Consider the following 3,458-nt stretch of genomic DNA (forward strand, 5'->3'; position numbering starts at 1 on the left):
GCCAACTTGTCGGCATTGGGCGACTGTACGGCAATACAGCCCGGTTGCCATTGGGTTTTGCTGGCAAAGCGGATAAATTCAATAAGGAACAAAATGGCAAAAATCTCTGCCCACAGAAAGCCTTTCGACATCTCTTTTGGTTTGTGGCGACAGAACCAGGGGGTGTCGTTGAAGTATTCGAGGCTGACTTTGGCGGAGGGGGAGTCATGTTGCACCGCTGTTTGCATCTGCTCGATGGCTTCACCTATCGATTTCGGACTGTGTAAGTGCCTGAGCATTTTCGGAATGAAGTATTCCCGGATTGCGGTTCGGAGTAAATTGCCATAATGATCGGGATCGGCCCTTTCGGCCATCATGGCCAGCAGGTGTTTTATTGGGGATTCGGGAACAAACTCATGGTGTGTCTGGAGGATGTCTTCGGGGAGTCCTGCTGTCTTGAGGAGCGGGTAGATATCAGCCTCGAAATGCTTGAGCATTTCAATCAGGGTCGCAGCATGGACGGTCTTGATCAGCGGGACCAGTTGGCCTTGGTTCATTCCTTTTGCTCCGCGAGTGTACTCATCAAGTGAGAGTATATTTGTCGGACTGCATCCCTGCAGCCTTAGAGAAGAGAGAGAATTATTGAGCTTGGTATCAGGCTTGAGTGACCTGAGGCTTTGGTGAGGTGCGGAAGATACTGATAACAGCTTCGACTGTATAGTAGCCGCAGATGGCGGTAAAGCTCAGCACGCTGACGTTCTCACCCATAGAGATAGAGGCGCCGAGCATTTCAAATAGCTCACCGCCAAACTTTCTGACATAGTCCAGCGCCCATTTGTACACCAGATAGAGTTTGGTCAGCGTAATAAAGACCAGATAAGCCTTGCCGTAGGGAGTAAGCAGAAACTGTTTGATTTTGGTCCAGATACTCTTCATTTTCATTTCTCACTGTGATGTTGGTTTGTTGAACAAGACGAAGTATAAGAAATGACCAATCCAATATTTACCATTTCGCGCCAGGCGATCCTATTGATGCCGCTCATAACGTTAATCAAGATGTTCGATTACATTGATGGGCAATGAACCCATACAATAACCTCACCGTTGCAAAAAGCGACGAGACGACAAACCGAATGCATACAAGGCCGCTGATAGCCTTAGCCTGAGCGACAGATATAACAATGAATAAATGCCACATAACGAACCTAAATGAACTGCGTCAGCTGGGTGCTGTCCGGTTTCAGAGCAATAGTCAGAAAATTCTTCCCGGCGATGTATTTGTCTGTCGTCAGGGGCTGAACTGGGACAGCCATCAGTCTGTCGATGAGGCGATCGGTAAAGGCGCCGTTGGCGTGATTGCCAACAAACCGTTAGAGCTTGATGTTCCCTGCCTGCTGACACCCAGTTTTAGCAATAGTGTCAGTTTGATTAATCAGTATTACCAGTATCCGCAGGATAAGCTGATGCAAATTGGTGTGACGGGGACCAACGGCAAGACCACCGTCGCCTATTGCCTGAATGCTTTGCTGAACCGCAGGTTCAAGTCTGCCTATACCGGTACATTGGGCTGCCAGTACAGTGATGAACAGGTTGAGCTGGACAATACCACGCCGGATGCCATCAGTTTGCTTAATCTGTTTCATGCCATGGAGCAATCGGGGGTGACCCACAATGTGATGGAGGTGAGCAGTCATGCTTTGTCTCAGGATCGGGTAAGTATCGTCGACTTCGACGTGGTGGTCATTACCAATATCGGCAGCGATCACCTCGATTACCACCGAAGCAGAGATGATTACATTCAGGCCAAACTTCGCCTGATAGATCGCCTTAAACCCGGTGGTGTGGCGATCATCAACCTTGATGACGAGCTGGCATTGGCGATGATCGAGCGCTGCCGCAGCAAGGCGCGGGTGGTGACCTTTAGTATGCAGGATCCAAGTGCGGATATGTTTGCCTCTGATATTGTTTCGTCGTGTCATGGTGGGCAGTTCAGGCTGGATTATGAAGGGCAGCAGTATGCGGTAAGTACCTCCCTGCCGTTTACCTTCAACATTGAAAACTCCCTTGCGGTATTGGCTATGCTGACGGCTATGGATATTGATATTTCTACTGCTGTTGAGATGCTGGCCACCATGGATCATGCCCCTGGCCGAAGCGAAGTCTACCCGTTGCAAAATGGTGCCACGGCGATTATCGATTATGCTCATAATTACGATAGTCTCCGTAACCTGCTGGATAATGTGAGACGTCATAGCCAAGGCCGGGTGTATACCGTGATTGGGGTTACGGGTGACCGGTTGGCCGATGCGGCTGCTATCGGTGAGTTGTGTAGCACGCACTCGGATCATGCGTTTTTTACCACCGACAACCCATTGGGAGTGTGTCAGGAGGCTTTGTTTACTGCAATGGGCAGCAAGGCGGTGAGTGGCAACAGCAGTACTCATCCGGATCGCGAGCGGGTTATCGAACATGCCGTTTCGTGTCTGATGCCTGATGATGTGCTGCTGTTGTGCGGCAAAGGGCCGGAGAAGTATCAATATATCAGTAGCAATAAGAACCACCCTCAGCCTTATATTGGCGACTTTGAGGCGTTGATGCAGGCTGCTGGTAACGATAGGTGATCAACATGGCAGCTGACTCGATAAGTACGCCGCTTCCTATGCGGAAAAATACCACCTATCTGAAATTGCTCAGTGCCCAGGTTATTTCGCTGATTGGTACTGGGATCAGCTCGTTGACGCTGGCATTGCTGGCCTGGGAACTCGAGGCCGAGGATGCCAGTGCCGTGTTGGGAACGGCGTTTGCGCTCAAGATGATCGCTTACGTTGGCCTGGCACCTGTTTTCGGTGCCATAGCCCACAAGCTGCCGAGAAAAGAGTTCATGTTTGCGCTGGATATCATCCGTGCAGGTTTGATCCTCTGTCTGCCGTTTGTTACCCAGAGCTGGCAGATTTATGTTTTGGTCTTTGTGATTAATGCCTGCTCGGCTGGCTTTACCCCGTTGTTTCAGTCTACGCTGCCACAAATTCTGCCGGATAAAGATCAGTACGTCCGGGCGCTATCCTACAGTCGAATGGCGTATGATCTGGAACAGATCATCAGCCCATTACTGACGGCGATGCTGTTGCTGTTGATAGGTTTTCGAGATCTGTTCATTCTGGATGCGTGCACTTTTGTTTTGTCCGGTGTGCTGATCATTAGCTGTACCCTACCGGCGGTGCTGGCTGTTGATCACGGCAAGGGGGTTTGGAATAACCTTAAGTTCGGTATTCAGTCCTACTTGGCAACACCGCGACTTCGGGCTTTGTGGATTGCCTATTTGGCTGCCGCCGGAGCCAGTGCCATGGTGATTGTTAATACTGTTGTCTATGTCAATCAGATATTGGAAGGCGGAGACAGAGAGACGGCGCTGGCAATGGCTGTTGTCGGTTTTGGTTCTATGCTAATTGCTCTCAAGCTGCCCGCCTGGCTGGAAAAAT

3 protein-coding genes and 1 pseudogene are annotated in these 3,458 nt (G+C 50.2%); 2 read left to right on the forward strand and 2 right to left on the reverse strand.

Annotated elements, in window-relative coordinates; genetic code table 11:
* A pseudogene (locus tag MHN01_RS20765) lies at positions 1–536 on the reverse strand (AraC family transcriptional regulator); the annotation flags it as partial.
* A gap of 97 nt (positions 537–633) precedes the next feature.
* Positions 634–915, reverse strand: a complete 282-nt coding sequence (locus tag MHN01_RS20770; protein ID WP_239413170.1) for a hypothetical protein — start codon at positions 913–915, stop codon at positions 634–636.
* A 245-nt stretch (positions 916–1,160) separates the two neighbouring features.
* Between MHN01_RS20770 and MHN01_RS20775 the strand changes: the two genes are divergently transcribed.
* The gene (locus tag MHN01_RS20775) at positions 1,161–2,600 is read left to right on the forward strand and encodes a Mur ligase family protein (protein WP_239413172.1); all 1,440 of its coding nucleotides are present in this window, start codon (positions 1,161–1,163) and stop codon (positions 2,598–2,600) included.
* Positions 2,601–2,605: 5 nt separating this feature from the next.
* A partial coding sequence (locus tag MHN01_RS20780; RefSeq protein ID WP_239413173.1) for an MFS transporter occupies positions 2,606–3,458 on the forward strand: 853 nt, incomplete at its 3' end.

Origin of the sequence: Photobacterium sp. OFAV2-7, from assembly GCF_022347985.1 — a bacterium.
In the GTDB taxonomy this organism is placed as follows: domain Bacteria; phylum Pseudomonadota; class Gammaproteobacteria; order Enterobacterales; family Vibrionaceae; genus Photobacterium.

Excerpts from the sequence above, each read along its gene's own strand:
- MHN01_RS20770 (WP_239413170.1), bottom strand. The coding sequence starts at position 915 with ATGAAGAGTATCTGGACCAAAATCAAACAGTTTCTGCTTACTCCCTAC.
- MHN01_RS20775 (WP_239413172.1), top strand. The coding sequence starts at position 1,161 with ATGAATAAATGCCACATAACGAACCTAAATGAACTGCGTCAGCTGGGT.